The sequence below is a fragment of the Sporosarcina aquimarina genome (assembly GCF_023715615.1).
GTDB lineage: Bacteria > Bacillota > Bacilli > Bacillales_A > Planococcaceae > Sporosarcina > Sporosarcina aquimarina_A.
In genome coordinates, this window is sequence record NZ_JAMBOM010000001.1 from 573185 (window position 1) to 594421 (window position 21237).

Consider the following 21237-nt stretch of genomic DNA (forward strand, 5'->3'; position numbering starts at 1 on the left):
TCCTTACAGAATTACTTCACTCAAAGTCGAATCATCATTTAACTCTAGGAAACCAAGATTGTAAAACAAGCGGATAATCCGAGATTCGATCTAAAAGTACATCGGTTTATGGTATAGTCAACCTATTACACAAATTCAAAAAGAAGTAATGAGAGGAGTGAAATCGATGATTGCATCAGAAACCTTATTGACAAAATTAACTGCCGGATATGATCAGTCCCTATCACGTGGAGGCGTTGATGGCAGGAGAGTTGCAGAACGATTGAGTACGTTATCGATGATTGGTGCATCGTTAGAAGGTGGAGTGACCCGACCTGGATACTCTACTGAAGAAAAGCAGGCGAAGCAGGTTGTGAAGTCTTGGATGGAACAAGCGGGTTTGAAGGTAATTGAAGATGGAGCGGGAAATGTCATTGGTCGAATGGAAGGAACCGAAAAGGGATCGACGATTATGTCAGGTTCGCATGTGGATAGTGTCCCGAATGGCGGAAACTTTGACGGGCCTCTTGGAGTAATTGCTGCTTTAGAAGTAGTTGAAGCGTGGAAAGAAACCGGATATCTACCTCGAAAACCATTTGAAGTTGTTATTTTCTCTGACGAAGAAGGCACAAGATTTGGTGCCGGTCTAACTGGAAGTCATGCAATGACTGGGCAACTGACTGAACAAGAGACGAACTTGAAAATAGACAAAGATGGCAAGTCATTTGAAACCGTCATCGAAGAGTATGGTAGTTCACTTTCATCTGTATGGCGTGCAAAGCGAGAAATGAGCGAAATTGAATTATTTGTAGAATTACATATAGAGCAAGGTAAGATTTTGGAAAAAAATGATCGATCTGTCGGAGTTGTTAAAGGAATTGCTGGACCAGTATGGATGAACGTGACGTTCGAAGGAGAAGCAGGACACGCAGGTAACACACCAATGAATGATCGAAGGGATTCAATGGTAGCAGCGAGTCACTTCATTCATAGTGTTTCATCATTACCTCGTCAATTTAGTGAAACAGCTGTAGCAACAATTGGTAAACTGAATGTCTATCCAAATGGTATCAATGTAATTCCTCAGAAAGTCGAGCTGACTGTAGATATACGTGATATCCACGAAGACAAACGTGACGCTTTAGTAAAAGCTATTATTGTGGCAGCTGAACAATCAGGAGCAGCACACAATGTTGACGTTATTTGCCAAAAGACATTAGCTGTTCAACCACTGTTGATAAACGATGAATTACTATCGGATATGAAAGAATCCATCACTAAATTCGGAATCGAACCGATGGAGCTAATCAGTGGTGCAGGCCATGACGCCATGGTGATAGGAAGAGAAATTCCCGCGGCCATGCTGTTTGTTCGAAGTAAAAAAGGAATCAGCCATAATCCGGAAGAATGGACGGACTTGAGTGATTGTGTAATTGGTGTGCAAGTATTGAAAGATTTCATCGAACAGCAGATGGGACGGCCATGAATGTATGGAAAAAATATAAGAGAGTGAAGTGACTAGGTTGGAAAATGTAGCAATGTTCGGTGCCATCAATTGGTTGAATATCGTATCGGCTGTGTTCGTGATAGGCTGTTTGTACTTCACACTATCTTTCTTCCAACATCTCAAAATGGAGGATCAGCGGCTCGCACAGCAATCGAAAATTGCGGCTGTCGTTTGCCTTGCAATCGCCTTATTCATTCCAGCATTCTATGGTGTCTACGTGTATTCGAAAATGAATATGTGATCTCAAATTCCTCACACATTGCCCAACTATGAATACACTGTCATAGAGAACGGGAACTGGAGGAGATGGATTGACAAATCAGAATTGGATGACCCCAAACCCACATTGGGAAAACCATTGGCAAAATCCTCGATATCGTGTGATTTCTATAGAGGAGGCAATGATGATCGCCTTGCAACAAGTACCCGGGCAGGTAGTGAAAGCGGAATTAGAATACGATCACGGTTCCGTCATCTATGAAATCGAAATCCGTACACGCGATGGTCAGAAGTATGAAGTGAAAGTGGATGCGAGTAGTGGGAAGGTATTAAATGTGAAGCTTGATTAGTAGGTATAGCTACTGTGTTAGCGCGCAGTAGCTATATTTATGTCATGATTTATATAGAGAGCAGAAGAGCATGGATTCGCAAAGTTTAGCTGAAATACAAAGAAAATGTCCACAGGCCATTATGGATTTGTTTGAAAGTACGAGCTTTGTAATGCAAGTAACGGAGTAATGTAGGTACAAAAAGAGGAAACCGACTCCAAGTGGAGAGGCTTCCTCTTTTTTATTTTAATCCTAATGTGATCAGTTTGAGTTGGAAGTATTTACTTTTTTATTAATGAAGTACAAGACCCCTTCAATGATCAGGACAACTATCAAAGAAATTCCAAATAGAGGCATAATGAGTCCTAAAATCACCATTAACACAATAAACCCGATGGAAATCCCGCTCGTTGTTTTAGGAGGAGACGAAAGACTCCCTTTACGTTTTCTTGACAGCCACATTTTAAATCCGTAGAAAATTAGAGATAAAAACGCGAGACAGACAACTAAGTTAATGATTTTATTGGGCCATCCGAACAAGTGACCTTCATGCAATGGAATTCCCCATGTAAACCATTTTGCCAAAATTCCATAATCTTCATAACCCACTTTGGAAATTAAATCTCCACTGTATTGGTCGAAATAAGCAGTCATTTCTTCTGCAGGACTGACGTCTAATCCAGTGACACCGGTATTACTTCCTTTAGATACCGTGAATACTCCATGTTCCGAAAAAGGATACACAATAGAATACGGTTTTGAGATTCCAGCGTCTCTTGCTTTCCACAAGAGTTTTTCGACTAGAATGCCATCATTCCCCATATCCATTCCAGGCATTTTACCATGACCTCCATGATTCGCGTGTGGATCAGGCTTTTCGGATTCAGGCGCTTCTTGTTTCCGAGTCGCCCATGGAATTTCGCTCATATCGGAAGTTGGCGGTTGTTGTTGGAGCAATGGCGTTCCGATGGTGGGGTGTTCTTGTGATGCTGTGTAGATAAAGTTCCCCATAAACGCAGACCAAGGAAGACCTGTGAAAATGATGAGAATCATTGGAATCGTAATGATTGTCCCGATGAGTGCATGGATCCTTTTAAGTTTTAAGCGAGGAGTCGGTTTCTTAGGTTTCGTTAGTGCACGACTTTTGAATGTCATATAAAGTCCAGTAAATAATAAGAAAATTGCCCAGCATGCAGCTAATTCGACTAAGTAATTCACGATGGTTCCACCAACAAAGAGTGAACTATGGATGTTTCTCAGAATGTTTGCGTACGTATACTTTGGGTTTTGTGAGCCGACAATTTCGTTATGTTCATCTAAAAATACATACTTCTCTTCGCCGGAGTCAGAGGACAAAGTAAGTCTCGTATTATATGGTTCATCCATAATCATAATCTTGGCTACTTCAAATCCTTCATTTTCATGCTTTACTAGAGAAATTCCTTCGTCAATTGTTAATTGATACGTTTCTTCACTGTTGCCAAAAAAGAAATCTTTGTATGCCACGTTTTCTACATTGTTATAAAACAAGTAACCAATCCCGCTCAGCGTCAGCGTAATGAGAAGTGGTGCCATGAACAATGCACCGAAAAAGTGCCACCGCCAAAATCGATTATACATCCCTTTTTTCATCTCGTTCCCTCCTCTCTCATTTTGTTATCATTTTAGAAGCTAACGCATCCATTTACTATTCAATCCACTATTTTCAGCCTTATGATAGGCTGTCCAAAAGTGTTTGAGAAAAAACGTATGATTGCTTCTGCAATAGACACCTAGACGTTTATAACATTCAATTGTGAACTAAAAAAGAACAGATACAAAAAAATTCAAATTTTTTCTCCTAACAAAATATGTAGGATAGTCCGCTTTTTGTGTGGACTTTCTTTAGTAAAGTATTATGATTGAATTAATGGAAATATATCACAATTACTAGAGTCGTGAACAAAATCGTTTTGCAATAGAAAGAGGGGGAGTATTATGTCTGGGTTTTATGAAGGGATATTAACTGGTATATGGATGTATACCAAGTCACCGTTATTTTATGTGTTAATTGGCCTACTGCTTTTACGAGTCGTGTATCGGATCAAACGTCCCGCTATCCGAGGGGCGGTAGGTGAGTGGCAGGTGAATCGAAAACTCGCAAAGCTTGGTGACGAATATCGTATTTTTTCAGACATATATGTACCAAATGGGGAGGGGGGATACACTCAAGTGGATCACATCGTGCTATCGCATTACGGAGTGTTTGTCATTGAGACGAAGCACTACAGCGGTTGGATATACGGTAGTGAACGACAGAAAAATTGGACGCAAGTGATTTACAAGCGCAAGGAACGTATGTACAATCCGATTTGGCAAAACTACGGACATATACAGTCACTCAAAGGTTATTTACATAAGGAAGAATTGGAAGTACATTCAATCATTTCGTTTTCAAGTGATGCAACTTTCAAATTTAAGGAGCCATTTGAAACTGCAGATGTTATTCAAATTCATGAGCTGAATCATGTCATTAAAACCTATCACGAAACCGTGTTTACCGAAATAGAACTCAGTCACATGAACCAGTCGCTTGAAAAATTGCGGATGACTGATAAACAAGAAAAACGGAAAGTGAAGAAGGAACATCTCCAGTCTGTTAAAAGCAAGAAGAGAGAACAGAAGCCGCGACAAATAGTTACTGCAAAGTCAAAGCAGAAGAAGGATAGAATCAATGAACTCAATCAGGTAAAGATTAAGAAACAAGTAAATCTGAGGAACTCAACAGAAACGTTGGGCAGTTGTCCACGTTGTGCGAGTGAACTCGTACAACGCAAAGGCAGGTTTGGAGAATTCACGGGCTGTAGTGCATATCCTAAGTGTCGATTTACTTTGAAAACTGAAGCGTGATCAAGGTGAGTTCTTCTGCTTAAGAATTTCATCTATGGTATCTGTAACATTTATTGTATTAACGAGTCTACTCCAACAAAGGGGGAGTTACCAATGAGACTTCTTGTAGTTGGAATTGTATTTAGTGTTCTAGTTTTAACGAGCTGCACCTCGGAATCAGGGACAATCACTGAATCCTCTAGCAAACCTCCAGACGCAGGTGAGACGTTAAGACTTGACCCAGATGCTGACATCTTTCAATGGGAAGGTTCTATCTACAAGGCAGACGTAGATTGGGTCCAAGAATTGGAGCTTACTAAGAATGAATTGCTTGGTGAAATTGCTGAAAATGCTGAAAATGCCCAAAACCCAAAAGACTTTCAAGATGGTACAGCTTCAAAGTTACCTATTGGTTCCATGATCTATTCAACGAATGAAGGTGGATTGTACCTACTCGCCGAAGTGGAAGGGGAATTGCAGAAGTATTTGCTGCTAGCTGAAGGCTAGATTTATCCGTTTTAATTCGCTAATTTCAAGGAAAGAAGGATTTCTGATGAAAAAACATTCAATTGAGCTTCGCGAATTGATGGAAGAAGATAAGTATTTATTATTGAAATGGCTAACAGATCCACAAGTGCTTCGATATTATGAAGGACGTGATAATTCTTTTACTCTGTCAAAAGTTAAAGCATCCTTCTTTGATGAAAATCTGGAGGAAACGAGATGTATCATTATTTACGAGGATACCCCGATTGGGTACATTCAGTTTTACCCAATTGGGGAGGAAGAAAGGGAACTCTATGGTTATAGAAACCTAGAGGATGCCATCTTTGGAATGGATCAGTTCATTGGAGAGACTGAGTTTTGGGACAGAGGGCTTGGAACGGACCTCGTTAACTTAACGGTTGAGAGGATAATTCGGGAAAAACAAGCAACCCGTATCGTGTTGGATCCTCAGACGTGGAATGAACGGGCGATTCGTTGCTATGAAAAGTGTGGTTTTCAAAAAGTGAAATTGCTACCTGAGCGCGAGTGGCACGAAGGGCAATATAGAGATTGCTGGCTGATGGAGTATGTGGTAGACGGTGAATGATGCCGTCAGCAAGATTATCAAGAAGTCCTAACTGGCATTTTAAGGAGGAGAATCATTGGATTACATACAAAATATGCGCAAGTTGATTGGACACGAAACGCTCTTTACTGTTGGATGCGGAGTGATGATTGTTCAGAATGACCTACTTTTATTACAGCATCGGTCTGATGAAGACAGCTGGTGTATTCCTGGGGGCGTCATGGAGCTGGGAGAAACGTTTGAGGAGACTGCAAAACGTGAAGCGCTTGAAGAAACGGGATTGTCTGTCGATCAGCTGGAGTTATTTGGTATCTATTCGGGAGAAGATTGCTATGCCGAATACAGGAATGGAGACCAAGTCTATAGTGTCCAGGTGATTTTTAGTGCCCATTCAATTTCGGGTGTATTGCTTCAAAAAGGTGAGGAAAGTAGGAAACATCGTTTCTTTGCTCCAAATAATTTACCTGATAACCTAAACTTGAGACAGAAATCTTTTATCTTAGACTGGGCTAGAGGGGCAAAGCTACCAGTTATCCGGTAACTATTCTTTCATTTTAACTGCCTTTAAGGTTTCAACCGTCTTCCGCGAGGGCAGTTGAATAAGAAACGCTTAAAAAGGATGACACGTATGAACATTTATACGATCGGACACTATTCACACACGAAAGAAGAATTCATTAGTCTCTTGAAACAAGCTAGGATTGAAAAACTCGTTGATGTACGGGCGTTCCCAGGCAGTCGGAAATTCCCATGGTTCGCGAAAGATAAAATGGCCGAATGGTTACATGAATCGGGAATCGACTATACACATATTGAAGAACTTGGCGGCAGACGACAGTCATCCCAACTTGTCTCTCCTTTGTTAAATGAGGGGTGGCAAAACCAATCCTTTCACAACTACGCTGATTATACATTGTCGAATTGCTATCGAGATGGTTTAAAGAGATTGACTGACATTGCTTCTGAAAAACGTACAGCGTATTGCTGCTCGGAAAGACATCCCGCACGCTGTCATCGGTTGATTATTAGTAACTGGCTTGTGGTTCATGATTGGGATGTATTTCATATTGTTCCGAAAAGCGATGGTACAGGAGAGTTGGTTCCCCATATACTAGGAAAGTGGGGAGCAATGCCGATTGTCGAGGAGGATAAAACGGTAGTCTATCCAGATGTAACTAATTACTAACTGTTGAAAGAAAACTATTTATCTCTAACAGTCTTTCACGAAGACTGTGTTTTTTTGCGTGCCCAAATACCTAGATTATTTTTTTTCTGAAAAATAGAACTTCCCGCTCACACGAAAACTATGAATACTCCTACAAAGACGCATAGTCGCTATTACACGGGAGTGGTACTCTTGAATTGAAACTAGGATTCTTAAAATAGTTAGCTAGTTTATCTATTGTGAGAATTCATTCCAACGAGGAGTGTGAGGCAATGCACGGTCGAACGGGGAAGAAATGGTTGAACTCATTAATGGCAACAACGCTTGTGGCGGGTTTGGTAGCTCCAGCTGTTCCGGTGTATGCAGTAGAATCACCGGCTGTAAAAGCAACCGATTTACTCATTTCTGAATATGTGGAAGGGTCTGGATTCAATAAGGCGATTGAACTGTACAACGGGACAGGTGCTGCAATTGACTTGAGTGGCTATTCTGTTGAACTCTATGCAAATGGAGCGGTTGCGCCGACGAATAAACAGGAATTGACGGGTACACTCGAAGATGGAAAAACGTATGTTATTGTGCATAACCAAGCTTCAGCCGATCTTAAAGCCAAGGCCGATATGGAAATTGGGAGTGTAACAAATTTTAATGGCGATGATGCCATCGTGTTGAAAAAAGGGAACACTGCAATCGACTCCTTTGGACAAGTCGGTGCTCGAGATAATTGGGGGACGGATGTAACACTCGTTCGAAATACGGACGTTACAAAAGGTGATGGAGTCATTGATGATCCATTTGACCGAACGAAAGAGTGGACGGTTTATCCGAAAGATACGTTTTCGAATTTAGGTTCCCATGTATTGGATGGATCAGGTTCAACGGATCCCGAAGAGCCTGAAGTACCTGTAGAAGTTGTGTCCATAAAAGATGCACGTGCATTGCCAGCTGGAGAAAAAACGACAGTAAAAGGGATTGTCGCGGCAAAGCTAAAAAATACAATTTCAATTCAAGATGAAACTGGAGGCATCGCTGTTCGTCCAACGAGTTTAGACGTAAATGTTGGGGATGAAGTGACGGTGACTGGGAAGATTGTTGACTATCGAGGATTATTACAATTGGACGAAGCTGCAGTTGTTGAAAAGGTTAAGGGGACAGAGCTGACTGCAAAAACAGTAACAGGAGCAGCGATCGGTGAAGAGGTTGAATCACAACTTGTCACAGTGAATAATGTGACGCTTTCTGATAAAGAAGCAGGTCCAGGTTGGGCAAACTTCATTGCTACAGATGGTACTGAATTTACGGTTCGCGATGAAAAAGACAGCCTTGGATTGCAAGCAGGTATGACGTATGACTCGATTACAGGTATTGTTCAGCAATTTGACGATGTCTATCAGGTGATTCCACGTGGTCCAACAGATGTTATTGCAGATTCCACAGTGGTCCAGCCAGTTGTTGCTAATCCAGGAAGCGGAACATTTGTTGAAAGTGTGGACGTGACGTTGACATCTGGAACAGTCGATGCAGAAATTTTATACACACTGGATGGCACAGATCCGATAAAGAATGGCGCAACGTATGCAAACCCGTTGAAGATTACCGATAACGTTCAGTTGAAAGCTGTAGCTAAAACGGATGATGGACGGATAAGTGCTGTTCAAACGTTTGACTATACAATTACAGATGCACTGCAAATCCATGACATTCAAGGGGCTGGCCATGAGTCACCATTTGTAGGACAAGTCGTTGATGGTGTGCAAGGGATTGTTACGTATAAATACGAACTGCAAGGATCGACGTATTATCACATTCAAACGCCAGATAATAAGCGTGATGGCGATTTGAACACTTCAGAAGCGGTTGTTTTATACAGTGGACGTGATGCATGGAACTTGAAGAAAGGTGATCTCGTTTCCGTCAGTGGACAAGTGAGTGAGTATGCGATTGACGGTTACTCCGATCGTCAGCAGACCGATTTGAAAACGACGCAAATTAACGTTCGTGAAGATCGTGGTGGTGTGGTAACGGTTGTAGACAGCAATGTTGAACTTCCTACGCCATTTGTTATCGATGAATCAAATTTACCTAAAGAACAAATTCTCAGTGAAGGTTTAAAAGAATTTGATCCGGTTAAATATGCAGGCGATTTCTGGGAAAGTCGTGAAGCGATGCTCGTTGAAGTAGGCAATGTGAAAGCAGTTGGACCCCAACAGCATGGTGATTTGGCAACTGTGTTAGCGTCTCGTAAAACAGATACGAAAAACGGAGGCGTGCTATTGAAGAAAGACGCTCCAAATGCAGACTTGGTCCAATTCCGATTAGAGCCGAATGGCGCTGCACGTGACTTTGAAGTCGCGACAGGTGACCAGTTTAAAGGACCTATCGTTGGAGTGGTCGGATATTCATTCCAAAACTATAAGATTTATGTGGGACTGGAAGATATGCAGGCGAAGTTTGTAAAGGGTAAAGCAGTTCCAGAAAAAACAACGATTGTGAAGGACAACGAAAAATTAACCATAGCATCGTACAACTTAGAGAACTTCTCAAACAATATGAAAACGACTTCTGCGGATAAAGCGAAGAAGCTAGCGCGTGCTTTCGCTGTGGACATGCAAAGTCCTGATATTGTTGGTGTTACTGAAGTTCAAGACAATAACGGTCCTGATGCGGGCGGACCCGAAGCCAATCAAAGTTACGAACGTCTGATTCAAGCAATTGTAGATGCGGGCGGAGTGAAGTATGAGTATGTCAACATCGATCCCTTGAATAACCAAGATGGTGGACAGCCGAATGCCAATATCCGTGTAGGATTCTTGTATAATCCTGATCGCGTTTCAATGAAAACAGGAGCACCTCACGGGGATGCAGTGACAGCGGTTGGGTACGAAAATGGTGGTTTGACGGTGAATCCAGGAAGGATTGATCCGACAAATGCAGCGTTCAATAGTAGCCGAAAGCCTCTTGCAGCAGAATTTACGTTCCAAGGTGAAGATGTCATCGTCATTGCAAACCACTGGAATTCGAAAGGTGGAGACACACCATTGTTTGGAGCAGTACAGCCACCTGTGTATAAGAGTGAGATTCAGCGTAAACAGATTGCACAAATTGTGTATAACTTCATTGAAGATGTGAAGTCGAAAAACCCTGATGCAAATGTTGTGTCTCTGGGAGATTTCAACGACTTCCAATTTACAGATGCGCTCAAGATTCACGAAGGTGAACTCATGACGAATCTTGTGAATAAAGTCGAAGAATCGGATCGCTATTCGTACGTTTATCAAGGAAATTCTCAAGTGCTTGACCATGTACTCGTATCGAACAATCTAGCAGATGCTTCTGAAATCGATATGTTGCATATCAATGCAGATTATACAGACATGGCGGGCCGCGCAAGTGACCATGATCCAATCTTAGTGCAACTAGCGCTGAAAACAAAGAGCGATCCTGATCCATTTGAGTGGGAGAAGGTTCCAGTTACAAAGTATTACTTCTTATTGAACTATAAGAAGCCAAGTTTAACGGTCGATGCGAAAGGATCTTCCATTACAATGGATTATCGCTCGCGCGTATCGAATGGCATTACGTTAACTGGCCAGTATGCAATTTTAAGCGGGCTGGGCTTTGCCAATAACAAACTGATTTTGAAACCTTCTGAAAAAGGCTTAACTGTCGATACAAAGTGGACAGTTCAAGGAAATGTCGTTGTGGATGGGACAAATCCACTTCGAATCTTTGGAGCCGAGAATGTTATGAAGATTAGTTATGTGAACGGTGCAAGTGCTGAAAATGTTGAGTTTTATGACCGTTTTGGTCGCAAACTTACTAAGCCTGGCATTCAATGGCCATGGAATGGTGTGGCGAGCTGAATAGGTTTTGAGGAGAGGACGACGCCCCTGGGTGTCGTCCTTTTGTGTTGTCGGACAGTTAGGAGTGATTGTTGATCATACGGGTTGGATACTCAATCACATCACGGCGTTTGTCCGACACATAGAACGAATTCTCCGACACATAGCAGAGTTTCTCGATAACCGGACACAGTTCAGGTGCGCAAAGGGATTAATTGGTAACGCTTCGCTTGTTCAGGAAGGTGTCATCCATTTTGAGACAGGGCAGTCTGTTGTCGGACAGAGTTGGTTGAATGTCGGACACTTGGGACGAATGTCCGATAACATCACAGCGTTTGTCCGACACATAGGACGAATTCTCCGACACATAGCGGAGTTTCTCGATAACCGGACACAGTTCAAGTGCGCAAAGGGATTAATTGGTAACGCTACGCTTATTCAGGTAGGTGTCATCTATTTTAATACAGGGCAGTCTGTTGTCCGACAAAGCTGGTTGATTGTCGGACACTTGGGACGAATTGCCGATCACATCATGGCGTTTGTCCGACACATAGAACGAATTCTCCGACACATAGCAGAGTTTCTCGATAACGGGACACAATTCAAGTGAGCAAAGGAATTAATTGGTAACGCTTCGCTTATTCAGGGAGGTGTCATCCATTTTGAGACTGGGTAGTCTGTTGTCCGACATAGTTGGTTGAATGTCGTACACTTGGGACGAATTTCCAATCACATCACGGTGTTTGTCCGACACATAGAACGATTTCTCCGACACATAGAAGAGTTTCTCGATAACCGGACACAATTCAGCGCACAAAAATGCAGCCTTTCGAATAATGAAAGACTGCTTGTAGAAAGTAGTTAAGAACGATTCAAAAATCCATGTTGCCCGGCTGTCCACAAATCACGAAACGCACGATTTACAGGAGAAGTTTCCATCACAGCCTGCATTCCTAGTCGGCGGAACAACAGGACCGCACAATCCGTTGCGATGTCTGAACTCTCCATGCATATAGCTGAAAGTTGATCAAGTACATGGACGTCAAGGGAACCATTCAGATGCTTTTCCCAGCACTGTTCCACTGTACTGTGGAAGAGTTGCTCAGCACGATTGAAACGTTCCTGTTGTTCTTCTAGTAAACGCACTGTTCCAGCAATCTTTTCTGCAGTCCAGCGAGACTTGGCTTGATCTATAAGCTGTTGTGCTTCTTCCAAAAAGCGGGCGCCCAGTCCAAGACAAACAGCCGCAAATGAGACTTGTGAAAATTGAACGAATGGGAACGAATGAACAGGTAGACCGAGTGTGTTCTGAGTTTCAACTACTGAAAAGGTTCGATCGTGTGGTATGAATGCATCTTTCACACGGATTGTGTGGCTTCCTGTTCCTTTCAGTCCGATCGCATTCCAATCTTCCAGGATCTCGACTTGTTCTGGCATGAATATACATGCCCGCATTTCATCAGTTTCCTCACCGTCACGCCAGATAATCGTATTCGCTGTAAACATGGAAGCGTACGGTGCGCCGCTGCAATAACGCCACTTACCGGAAACGCGATATCCGTTCTCTTCAGCATGTGCTTCGCCGGTTGCATACCCACTTCCTGCAATCACAGCGTTTGCTGGTAAATACAGTTCTTTCGCTTGTTCTTCTGTCATATTTTCAAGAAATAAGTTACCTCCAGATCCGATGGTTGTCAGCCAACCAAACGAACCGTCCTCGAACGAAGCATCTCTAAATTCATGGGCAGCATCAGGTAATGATAGTGCCCGACCCCCTAACTCTTTCGGCAAAAACAGCTTAAATAATTGTTGCTCGTAAGCAACTTGTAATAAGTCGTTTGGCAATGTGCCAGTCTTCTCGATTTCTGTCGAAGCACTGCGAATAATCTTTGAGAGATCTTCAGATAACATAATTATCATCCTTTCTAATCGGTAAAAGTGAGACATGAGATCAATAATCCAAACATGAGTCTTGCTTCCTCTTCAATTCCCTATATGACAACAAAGTAAAGGATTGCAAAGTTTTAACTTTAACGTCAGAAGACATTGGAACTACCTGAAATATATGGTATGTTTGACTAGTACGAAAACTAAATGGTGAGAGGGAGATATGAATGTCTTTGCTTAAAAGAATCGCCTTTGGCTTTCTTGTCGTTTTGCTGACCTTAGGTAGTTTGATTATACCTCAAGGTGCAAGCGCTGCTAAGTCAGGTGAGGCAACTAGAGGAGAATTCGTCAAATCGGTTGTGCAAGCTCTTAATTTACCTACGAGCGACGGTTCCACACTTACATTTAAAGATGTGGACAAACAGTTAGCTCCTTATGTTGAAGCTGCAGTGAAAGCAGGTCTGGTTCACGGTCGTTCAGCTACAAAGTTCGACACTAAAGGTTCACTCACTCGTGAACAGGCGTTTGTCATTTCAGCACGCGCCGCAAAAACAGATAAAACTTATCCGATGAGCCTCCTTGACCGTTTTAAGGACAAGCGTGACTTCGGTGCTTCGTTGCGTCCAGAAATGGCAAAAAGCATCGGTTTAGGTCTGATGAAAGGCTATTCAGATCACACAGCAAAACCGAAACAAGCAGTGATGAAAAATGAGATGCGTGCAATCGTTAATCGTTTAGTAAAAATAAGTCAAGAGTACCCTGGTACTGACGAAGCAACTGTATCCCTACGTGTAATGGGGACGACGGATCTTCACATGAACCTCGTAAACTATGACTATTATCAGGATACTAAGGTAGAAGATTATGGACTTACAAAAGTAGGTGTGTTGGTAGATGAAGCACGAGCTGAATCCAAAAATACGCTTATGTTTGACAATGGAGATTTAATCCAAGGAAATCCACTCGGTACATATAAAGTGAGTGTAGATCCGTTGGAAAAGGGGGAAGTACACCCTGCATTTGCAGCGATGCAAGCACTTGACTATGATGTTATGTCTCTAGGAAACCACGAGTTTAACTATGGACTGGAATATCTAGACCAAGTGATTGATAAGTCTAAATTCCCTGTTATTAACGCGAACGTTTACGATGCGAAAACAGGTAAAAACCGCTACAATCCTTACATTGTAATGGATAAAGAAGTAACAGACTCTAAAGGTGAAAAACATACATTGAAAGTCGGCGTTATCGGAGTCGTTGCACCAGGTATCCTTCGCTGGGATGGCGCAGTACTTAAAGGTAAAGTAACTGTGGAAGATGGTGTGGAAACTGTAGAAAAGTTCTTGCCAGAAGTTCAAAAAGCAGGAGCGGATCTTGTATTCGTCATCGCGCACTCAGGTATTGGTGATGAAGTGCACGAAAAAGGCGAAGATGACATTACATGGCAGGTCTCTAATATTGATGGCGTTGACGGTGTTCTAACCGGTCACAACCATGCTTTGTTCCCTGGAGACTTCGCAGATGTGAAAAATGCTAATCAAGATGAGGGTCTTTTGAATGGAACACCTGTCGTGATGCCAGGTAAGTTCGGTAGCCACCTTGGTTTACTCGATTATGAATTGAAAATGGAAAATGGCAAGTGGAAAGTCATCTCCGGAAAAGGTTCACTCCGCGCTGTTCACAAAGATTCAGAAGAAATCAACCAAGGTGTCATGGATGCAGTCAAGGAAGCTCATGAAGGTACACTTGAGTATATCCGCACACCGGTTTCTAAAACAACGGCACCAATTACAAGCTATTTCGCGCTTGTGAAAGATGATCCATCAATTCAAATTGTTACAGAAGCACAAAAACGTTATGTAGCATCACAGATTCCGGGTACAGAGTATGCAGACTTACCAATTCTGTCAGTAGGTGCACCGTTCAAAGCTGGCGGTAGATACGGGTCTGATTACTACACAGATATCCCGGCTGGAGATATTGCCATTAAAAACATGGCTGATCTATATGTGTTTGACAACACGATTACAGGACTGGTCATGACAGGAGCCGATGTTAAGGAATGGCTTGAAATGTCAGGTGGTCAGTTCAATCAGATTGACCCGAAAAAATCTGGAGAACAAAACGTGTTAAATGAAAACTATCGTTCCTACCTGTTTGACGTGATTGATGGAGTCACATATGAGTATGACGTGACTCAACCAAACAAATATGACGGTGCAGGTAAAGTCGTCAACGAAGGCGCAAGCCGAGTGAAAAATCTTATGTTTGACGGAAAGCCAATTGATCCGAAACAGAAGTTTATCGTAGTAACTAACAACTATCGTGCAAGTGGGGAATTCCCGGGAGTACGTAACGCGACAGATACGCTTTCTTACCAATACGAAAACCGTGAAGCAGTTGTAGACTACATGAAAGCTGTAGATCCAATCGACCCTTCTGCAGACGACAACTGGTCCATTCAATCAGTGGATGGAGCAAACATGATCTTTGAAACATCTGAAAAGGGTAAACAACATCTTGGTAATGATACTCGCATCAAGTACGTTGGACCAACAAAAGATGGATATGCGAAGTATGAATTGAAATAAGAACTAGAGAAAGAGACGTGCTCGTTGCGTCTCTTTTTTTCTAGTGTTGTTCTGATGCAGGAAAACAGTTTCTTTATTCGTTATTCTATGTAAGTTAATAGGAGTGTCAGAAAAATACAGAACGATTAAATCGGGTAAACATTACACAGTAAAAGGGGGATGGAAAATTTGCTTAAAAAAGTCGGGGTTAGTTTTCTTATCGTATTGTTAACTGTTGGAAGCTTAGTGATCCCACAGAAAGCAAATGCTGCAAAGTCAAACGAGGCCACAAGAGGAGAATTTATCCAACAAGTTGTGAGAGCGCTTAATCTTCCGCTAAGTGACGGTTCAACGCTCAAATTTAAAGACGTAGATATACAACTTGCACCCTATGTTGAAGCCGCAGTAAAAGCAAGCCTTGTTTATGGACGATCGACTACGGTGTTCGACACAAATGGTACATTGACACGAGAGCAGGCATTTGTGATTTCAGCACGTGCAGCGAATACAGACAAAACGTATCCGATGAGTTTGCTGAATAAGTTTAAGGACAAGCGAGAATTCGGTGCTTCATTGCGTCCTGAAATGGCGAAAAGCATCGGACTCGGTCTTATGAAAGGCTATTCAGATGGAACAGCAAAACCGAAACAGGCAGTTATGAAAAATGAGATGCGAGCAATAGTGAATCGACTGGTACAAGTTAGTCAGCCGCATCCTGAAGAGGCGACTGTAGCACTTCGTATTATGGGGACGACGGATATTCATACGAACCTCATGAACTATGATTATTATCAAGACAAAGTAATTCAAGACTATGGCCTTGCGAAAACAGGAGTTCTTATCGACGAAGCTCGGGAAGAAGTTGAAAACACGTTGCTGTTCGATAACGGGGATCTGATTCAAGGGACGCCACTCGGCAGTTACAAAGTGAAGGAAAAGCCGCTCCAAAAAGGGGAAGTACATCCTTCTGTAGCCGGATTGAATGCCCTTAACTATGATGTGATGTCACTAGGAAATCATGAATTTAACTTTGGTTTGGATTACTTGGACAATGTTATTAAAGGTGCGGAATTCCCAGTTCTGAATGCAAACATTTATGATGAAACCACAGGCAAAAACCGCTTTACACCTTACGTCATTCTGGACAAGGAAGTGTCGGATTCTAAAGGGGTCAAGCATACTTTGAAAGTGGGCGTAATTGGAGTAGTTGCTCCTGGAATTATGCGTTGGGATGGATCGAATTTAAAAGGGAAAGTCAAAGTCGAAGATGGTGTGGATACTGTAGAAAAGTTCTTACCACAAGTACAAAAGGAAGGTGCTGACGTCGTATTCGTTATTGCTCACTCAGGAATAGGTGATGATGTTCACGACAATGGAGAAGATGATGTCACCTGGCAGATTTCTGCACTTGAAGGTGTGGATGGTATATTGACAGGTCATAACCATGCACTTTTCCCTGGCGATTTCACAGACGTGAAAAATGTGAACTCAGAAGCAGGTACACTGAATGGTACTCCAGTTGTTATGCCAAACCGTTTTGGTAGTCACCTTGGATTATTGGACTACCAATTAAAAATGGAAAATGGCGAATGGATAGTTGTTTCCGGTAAAGGATCCGTACGTGAAGTTCATAAAGACTCTGACAAGGTGAATCAAAAAGTGGTAGACGCAGTGAAAGAAGTCCATAAAGAAACATTAGATTACATTCGTACTCCTGTTTCTAAAACAACTGCTCCACTTACAAGTTATTTTGGTCTCATTAGAGACGATTCATCAATTCAAATTCTAACGGAAGCACAAAAACACTACGTTGAGGATAAGATTAAAGGAACCGAGTATGAGAAACTTCCGATTTTATCTGCAGGATCGCCATTAAAGTTCGGGGGACGTTACGGACCGGATTATTATACAGATATCCCAGCTGGTGATGTGTCTATTAAAAACTTAGCGGACTTGTATGTCTATGATAATACGGTCGCTGCGGTTGTTCTTACAGGTAAGAACATCAAAGAATGGCTCGAGATGTCTTCAGGTGCATTCAACCAAGTAGATCCTACAAAGACAGAAGAGCAGAATATTGTGAATGAAAACCACCGTTCTTACAACTTTGACGTAATTGATGGACTGACCTATGAAATCGATATTACACAGCCTGCGAAGTATGATAGCAAAGAAGGAAAGCTTGTAAATGAAACCGCGACCCGAATTCGTAACTTGCAATATAAACATCAACCGATCGATCCCAATCAAGAGTTCGTTGTCGTAACAAATAACTATCGCGGTAGCGGAAACTTCCCTGGTGTAAGGGATGCAAAAGAGATCATCTTCTATCAAGATGAGAACCGGGAAGCCGTTATTGAGTATTTAGAAACAATCGATCAAATTGAGCCTTATGTAGACAACAACTGGTCAATTCAGCCTGTAAAAGGTGCAAAAATGATTTTTGAAACCTCAATAAAAGGTAAAGAACATATCGGTGATGACACTCGTATTAAGTACATCCAACCAACTAAAGAAGGTTATGGAAAGTATGAATTGAAATAAGAACGTTTAAGGAGACGCATTCATTGCGTCTCTCAGAATGTAGACAAAAGGGGTAGAAATCGATATGATTTCCAACCCTTTGTCTTTGAGAGTATAAATCTGCAACTGGTCAAGAGCCGTTGATTTCCGTTTCGGGACGGACGCTTTCCAGGGGGCTAGCCCTCAGCCTCCTCGTCGCTTTGAAAGCAAAGATGTGCTCCCAACGCTAGTGCTTATGCTCGCAAAACCCGTTCTTCGTTACGGCTTTTCCTGCGGGGTCTTCGCGCTGCGCTAATTCCCCAGGAGTCGCCGCCCTGCTCTCCAAGCAACTAGATGTCGCACAGGAGGACATTCCATATGTATGTGCATCTTCCCTCACTGGTGGGCTTCATATCCAGCTGGCAAGTTTCGTCAGATTTAGAGCAGCGAAAGTAAGCATCGCCTGCATAGACATTTTTTTGTCGACTCAGGGTTGTCCTTCGCATACCATGCTTCTCTTTGGTGTCGGCAAAGACTCGTGCAACCGTCTCTTTGCGTTTCCCGTATATTTCTTTGATTTCATAATGGTGTCTCAAGTCTTCTGCTGCATCTAATTTACGGACTAGATGGTCTTGCGGGACTAACTGTTCGATTGTAAGTATTTCCATCACCTCATTTAATAGTTGGGAGATTCTGTTGATTGTAGCGGAGAGCGGCGACTCCGGAGGGATCAGCGAAGCTTGAAGACCCTGGACTGAGCAAAGCGAGGGAGATGAGTGCTGCCTTAATTTCAGCCAAGTTCGCTAAAATATGGCAAATCGAACTCTCCGTCGTTCGATTGGCTGAGAGCAAGCCCCTCGGAAAGCGTCCGCTCGCAGCGGAAATCAACTTTTCCTAGTTAATACAATTGTAAAAGAAAAAGACTGTAGGCAACCCCCACCCGTGATCTCTGGAGTTTGTCTACAGTCTGGGAGACGTTTTCATTGCGTCTCTTTTTTTGCGTAAATTAGTAAAAAAATATGCAATTCAGAGGTAAGTTATTCTGAAATAATTTTAAAATGAAAATTAATATGAAAATCTGTTACTTTAAATATAAACAATCGAAATCATGCACCGAAAGTATAAGTATGCTTTTACTACTTACTAGAAATGAGAGATGGCCTATGTCAATTGGAAAAAAGTTGTATGGAGGATTTGGTGTACTTATCGTTGTTATTCTACTTTCATCATTATTTAGTTTTAATCAAATAGCTAAAATTGAAGATGAATATAACTTTTTGCTAGAAAGTCGTGTTGCACAAACTATACTCGCAAAAAATATACAGGCAGAGAGCGGTCTAGAAGGTGTATACATACGCTCGTATTTGTTGCTGGGGAAACAGGATGATTTGGATAAATTCGACGAGCATTATGAAAGCATCACCCAATCTATCGCAGGGATTCGTCAACTTGCCCAATCTGATAAAATGAAAGGATTGATAGAAGAAATAGAAAAATTAAATGCAGAATTTTACGCAGTATCACAAGATGTCATTAAATTGAAAAAATCGAATGATGTAGAAAGTGCAATACAATTGATGGATTCACAAATGAGCCCTATAAATGATGGTATAAGAGCAAACTTAACAGAAATGACTACGTATCAAAATGAACATTTAGAGATCGGAAATAAGAATGCACTCAATACTGCTAACAATGCAAAACTTGGTTTGCTTGTGGCAAGCATTATCTCATTAGTTCTAGCTGCAATCATTTCAACAACCATTACTCGCAGTATTTCAAAGCCGGTGATTCGTCTATCGAAAGCGGTATCTGTTGTGGCAGCTGGAAACTTATCAGATGATGACATTCATTTGAAATCCAAAGATGAACTGAAAGATCTTGCAAATTCATTTAATGGAATGAAACAAAGTCTTCGAACCCTTATTGGTGGGGTGAATGACAACGCTCTGCATTTGACAGCTTCTGCAGAAGAGTTGTCTGCAAGTACGTATGAGGTATCTCAATCCTCTGAAGAGATGGCGAAATCCATTGATTCTGTTGCACAAGGAGCAAGATTGTCAGCATCTGCTGCAAGTGAGAGTTCAATTGTAATGGAAGAAACGGCAGTAGGTGTCCAACGAATTGCAGAATCAGCAACACAATTAAACGACAGTGCTGAAAAAACCATGCATATCGCTACGGAAAGTGGTCAAACGATTGAAACCGCTAAAGAGCAAATGGACATTATTTATAATTCATCCAATCAGACTTCAGAGCTGATCCAGCGGTTGAGCCGTCAGACTGAAGAGATTGAAAACATTACGAATGTCATTACTAGCATTACGGAACAAACCAACTTGCTAGCTCTTAATGCTGCAATTGAAGCAGCACGCGCCGGTGAACATGGAAAAGGATTTGCTGTTGTCGCAGATGAAGTACGCAAACTGGCAGAGGAATCGAAGAAGTCCGCGAGTCAGATTGTAGAGTTGACGATGGCAATTCAGACGGATACAAAGAACGTCGAACAATCAGTCTCTGAAAGTATGGTGAATGTGGAACAAGGTGTTCATGTCATTGAAAATGCGGGTCTTACATTCTTGGAGATTGTAAAAGCTGTTCAGGTTATGTCCGGTCAGATTGCTGAAATCTCCGCAGCAACTGAGCAGATTTCTGCAAGTGCTGAAGAAGTATCAGCCTCTGTTAATGAAATATCAGGTCAAGCTACGAGTGCCTCCGCACAAACAGAACAGAACGCTTTGGCGATGGAAGAGCAATTGGCAACAATTGAAGAAATCAATGCAGTGGCCCAAGATCTTAGCAACAAAGCGGTAGACCTACAGGAAATGATTCATCAGTTTACAGTATAATTAGAAATGGAAGTTCTTTCGTCAGCATAAGCTGCCGAGAGGACTTTTTTTTGCATCAGACGGAGTCACTTGCTTAATTCATGGTGAACGATTTCTACAAACCACTGTTCCTATTATCAGGCACGAAAAATCAGCTGCTCATTTGAACAGCTGATCTTACGTTGGTATAGGGACATGAGAACGCCGCTTTCCTTAAAATGGTTTGGCTATTGCGATTAGTTAATGGATGAAACAAAGTAAACTACGTTTATTCACTTCACACTTCAGTAAGTTAATAAACTCAGCACTTAGTTCTAGTTCCAAGGCTTTTACATAAGATATGATGAGCAGATCATCGGGGAGTTTGTTCACAAACACGACACCTTCTTCCAGCATTGTATTATTCAATTTCCCCAAGTACGAGGAAAGCGGCTTGGTTCTAACTTATCAGATAACTAAAAAAAGAACA

General features: G+C 42.0%; 16 protein-coding genes and 1 pseudogene. 13 read left to right on the top strand and 4 right to left on the bottom strand.

Translation table 11 applies throughout. The features are described from left to right. The first annotated feature begins 166 nt into the window (after window positions 1-166). The 3 genes from M3197_RS02525 (at window position 167) to M3197_RS02535 (ending at window position 2055) form a co-directional block, all read left to right on the top strand. A complete protein-coding gene (locus tag M3197_RS02525; RefSeq protein WP_251658433.1) occupies window positions 167-1465 on the top strand; it encodes a Zn-dependent hydrolase in 1299 nt (432 codons plus the stop codon). A 28-nt stretch (window positions 1466-1493) separates the two neighbouring features. Beyond that, entirely contained in the window at window positions 1494-1727 is a 234-nt protein-coding gene (locus M3197_RS02530) for a hypothetical protein (protein WP_251658434.1), read from the top strand. Between the two features lie 70 nt (window positions 1728-1797). Next, a complete protein-coding gene (locus M3197_RS02535) occupies window positions 1798-2055 on the top strand; it encodes a PepSY domain-containing protein (RefSeq protein ID WP_251658435.1) in 258 nt (85 codons plus the stop codon). 240 nt (window positions 2056-2295) lie between these two features. Here the strand turns inward: M3197_RS02535 and M3197_RS02540 are convergent, their stop codons facing one another. Then, a complete protein-coding gene (locus M3197_RS02540) occupies window positions 2296-3666 on the bottom strand; it encodes a PepSY-associated TM helix domain-containing protein (RefSeq protein WP_251658436.1) in 1371 nt (456 codons plus the stop codon). A gap of 345 nt (window positions 3667-4011) precedes the next feature. On the opposite strand from M3197_RS02540, the gene M3197_RS02545 reads away from it, so the two are divergent. The 7 genes from M3197_RS02545 to M3197_RS02575 all read left to right on the top strand — a co-directional run bounded on the left by M3197_RS02545 (window position 4012) and on the right by M3197_RS02575 (window position 11591). Continuing rightward, window positions 4012-4923 carry an NERD domain-containing protein gene (locus tag M3197_RS02545; protein ID WP_251658437.1) on the top strand — a complete coding sequence of 304 codons (912 nt, stop codon included), beginning with the start codon at window positions 4012-4014 and terminating at the stop codon, window positions 4921-4923. Between the two features lie 93 nt (window positions 4924-5016). Next, window positions 5017-5409 (top strand): hypothetical protein, encoded by a 393-nt coding sequence (locus M3197_RS02550; protein ID WP_251658438.1) that lies wholly within the window; start codon window positions 5017-5019, stop codon window positions 5407-5409. 46 nt (window positions 5410-5455) lie between these two features. Beyond that, on the top strand, window positions 5456-5995 hold the full coding sequence (locus M3197_RS02555; RefSeq protein WP_251658439.1) for a GNAT family N-acetyltransferase: 540 nt from the start codon (window positions 5456-5458) through the stop codon (window positions 5993-5995). A 55-nt stretch (window positions 5996-6050) separates the two neighbouring features. Next, window positions 6051-6515, top strand: a complete 465-nt coding sequence (locus M3197_RS02560) for an NUDIX hydrolase (protein WP_251658440.1) — start codon at window positions 6051-6053, stop codon at window positions 6513-6515. A gap of 87 nt (window positions 6516-6602) precedes the next feature. After that, the gene (locus M3197_RS02565; RefSeq protein ID WP_251658441.1) at window positions 6603-7160 is read left to right on the top strand and encodes a DUF488 domain-containing protein; all 558 of its coding nucleotides are present in this window, start codon (window positions 6603-6605) and stop codon (window positions 7158-7160) included. 251 nt (window positions 7161-7411) lie between these two features. Beyond that, window positions 7412-11002 carry a DUF8508 domain-containing protein gene (locus M3197_RS02570; protein WP_251658442.1) on the top strand — a complete coding sequence of 1197 codons (3591 nt, stop codon included), beginning with the start codon at window positions 7412-7414 and terminating at the stop codon, window positions 11000-11002. Between the two features lie 31 nt (window positions 11003-11033). After that, window positions 11034-11591: a hypothetical protein gene (locus tag M3197_RS02575; protein ID WP_251658443.1), complete on the top strand. Its 558-nt coding sequence runs from the start codon at window positions 11034-11036 to the stop codon at window positions 11589-11591. A gap of 251 nt (window positions 11592-11842) precedes the next feature. Here M3197_RS02575 and M3197_RS02580 read toward each other — a convergent pair whose 3' ends face one another. Further along, window positions 11843-12892: an acyl-CoA dehydrogenase family protein gene (locus M3197_RS02580; RefSeq protein WP_251658444.1), complete on the bottom strand. Its 1050-nt coding sequence runs from the start codon at window positions 12890-12892 to the stop codon at window positions 11843-11845. Between the two features lie 203 nt (window positions 12893-13095). Here M3197_RS02580 and M3197_RS02585 point away from each other — a divergent pair, with 203 nt between their 5' ends. Continuing rightward, window positions 13096-15459 (top strand): bifunctional 2',3'-cyclic-nucleotide 2'-phosphodiesterase/3'-nucleotidase, encoded by a 2364-nt coding sequence (locus tag M3197_RS02585; RefSeq protein ID WP_251658445.1) that lies wholly within the window; start codon window positions 13096-13098, stop codon window positions 15457-15459. 168 nt (window positions 15460-15627) lie between these two features. Continuing rightward, entirely contained in the window at window positions 15628-17982 is a 2355-nt protein-coding gene (locus tag M3197_RS02590) for a bifunctional 2',3'-cyclic-nucleotide 2'-phosphodiesterase/3'-nucleotidase (RefSeq protein ID WP_251658446.1), read from the top strand. 367 nt (window positions 17983-18349) lie between these two features. Here the strand turns inward: M3197_RS02590 and M3197_RS02595 are convergent. Next, a pseudogene (locus M3197_RS02595) lies at window positions 18350-18554 on the bottom strand (transposase); the annotation flags it as partial. Window positions 18555-19103: 549 nt separating this feature from the next. On the opposite strand from M3197_RS02595, the gene M3197_RS02600 reads away from it, so the two are divergent. After that, window positions 19104-20789 (top strand): methyl-accepting chemotaxis protein, encoded by a 1686-nt coding sequence (locus M3197_RS02600; protein ID WP_251658447.1) that lies wholly within the window; start codon window positions 19104-19106, stop codon window positions 20787-20789. A 219-nt stretch (window positions 20790-21008) separates the two neighbouring features. Here the strand turns inward: M3197_RS02600 and sda are convergent, their stop codons facing one another. Further along, complete coding sequence (gene sda / locus M3197_RS02605; RefSeq protein ID WP_251658448.1) at window positions 21009-21176, bottom strand: sporulation histidine kinase inhibitor Sda; 168 nt, start codon at window positions 21174-21176, stop codon at window positions 21009-21011. Window positions 21177-21237: the final 61 nt, after the last annotated feature.